This window comes from Muriicola sp. (assembly GCF_049669965.1).
Classification (GTDB): Bacteria; Bacteroidota; Bacteroidia; order Flavobacteriales; family Flavobacteriaceae; genus Muriicola.
Window position 1 is genome coordinate 1 of the sequence record NZ_JBATLB010000137.1, and the last position, 2,001, is coordinate 2,001.

2 protein-coding genes are annotated in these 2,001 nt (G+C 42.9%); both read left to right on the forward strand.

The features are described from left to right. The coding region (locus tag WBM49_RS07505) for a mandelate racemase/muconate lactonizing enzyme family protein (protein WP_424371441.1) at positions 1-812 on the forward strand (812 nt) is incomplete at its 5' end. Positions 813-917: 105 nt separating this feature from the next. Beyond that, the coding region (locus tag WBM49_RS07510; RefSeq protein ID WP_424371442.1) for a GNAT family N-acetyltransferase at positions 918-2,001 on the forward strand (1,084 nt) is incomplete at its 3' end.

Here is a 2,001-nt window from a genome sequence, read left to right on the forward strand (position 1 = left end):
GGCATATACTTCCTTACCTCAAGGGAAAGTCGCCCTTACACTACGTCCGCCTGCTGGAAGAATTAAAAGTCATATGCCCCGATAGCTCCTCTGTGCTTGCGATGGTAGACATGGCATTATTAGATCTGATGGCCAAGAAGATGGATCTACCCCTCTATCAATTTTTAGGTGGGTACAGAGACTCTATTCCCACCAGTATTACTGTTGGGATCATGTCTGTGGAAGAAACCCTGCGGTTGGCACAAGAATTTTCGGATAAAGGATTTACTATATTGAAGATAAAAGGAGGGGCCAACCTTGAGGAAGATATTGAAAAAATGCTTCGCTTAAGGGAGAAATTCCCCCAGCTTATTTTTCGTTTTGATGGAAACCAGGGATACACGGTAGAAGACTCAATCGCTTTTGTAAAGGCTACTAAAAAAGTGGAGATACAGATCTTTGAACAACCAACAAAAACCAAGGGAACTCATAAACTGGGGGAGGTGACACATGCCGTAGGCATCCCGGTCATGGCAGATGAAAGTCTTAAAACCCTGGACGATGCCTTTAGGCTTGCACAGCACGACCTAATAGATATGGTAAACATAAAGCTGATGAAAGTAGGTGGTATCATGGCAGGGATGCATATAAATTCGGTAGCTAAATCTGCCGGCCTGGAGGCTATGGTAGGGTGTTTGGATGAATGTGCATTGGGAATATCAGCCGGACTACATTTTGCCTTATCCAGACCCAATATCCATTTTGCAGACCTGGATGGGCACCTGGATCTTGAAAATGATCCTTTTCTGGGTCTTTTTCGCCTGGAAAAATGAGTATTGTATCCGTCAGAAGCAAACGGACTGGGATTCTCCAAATAGAATTCTTCAAAGATTGGTAATCTAAGCTTACTTTTACAGCGTATAAACAGTATGAAAAAAATGATCGAAATTGAAAATATAGACCTGTCCTATCTAAGCATTGATGATTATCAGGAGTTAAAAGAGGCCATGATCGAGGCCTATTCATCCATGCCCAACGCCTATTGGCGTGAACACCATATTCAAAACCTGATCGACCTTTTCCCGGAAGGGCAGGCCGTGATCAAGATCAATGGTGAACTGGCGGGGTGTGCGCTGTCTATCATCGTTGATTATGCCAATTTCGACGTTAGCCATACCTACAAGGAGATCACTGGGAATTATACCTTTTCTACTCATACGATGGAAGGCGACATGCTTTATGGCATAGACGTGTTTATTAAGCCTGAATATCGTGGATTACGCCTGGGAAGACGTCTTTACGATTACAGGAAAGATCTTTGTGAACGATTAAATTTAAAAGGGGTTGCCTTTGGAGGCAGAATGCCCAATTACCATTCGCATGCCGATACCTTGTCACCAAAAGAATACATCCAAAAGGTGCGAAGAAAAGAGATTCAGGATCCTGTATTGAATTTTCAGATCTCCAACGACTTTCACCCTGCCAAGGTCATAAAAGGCTACCTGGAGGGCGATGAAGCCTCTAATGAATTTGCGGTCCTGATGGAGTGGGATAATATTTATTATGAAAAACCTAACAGAAAAGCTACCAGCAAGAAAAAAGTAATAAGGTTAGGCCTTATCCAATGGCAGATGAGACCATATAAGAATCTGGATGAGCTCTTGCAGCACGCTGAATATTTTATTGATGCCGTTTCGGGTTACCGATCAGATTTTGCACTGTTCCCAGAGTTCTTTAATGCTCCATTGATGGCAGACAACAACCATATGCCAGAATCACAGGCAATACGGGAATTGGCCAAGCATACAGAGGATATTGTAAAGAGATTCTCAGAATTTTCTATCTCTTATAACATCAACATTATCACTGGTAGCATGCCCGAAATGAAAGATGGAAAACTGGTAAATGCGGGGTATTTATGCCGCAGGGATGGTAGTATGGAGCGGTATGAAAAATTGCATGTCACACCGGATGAAGCCAAGGTATGGGGAATGCAGGGAGGGGATGAATTAAAGACCTTTG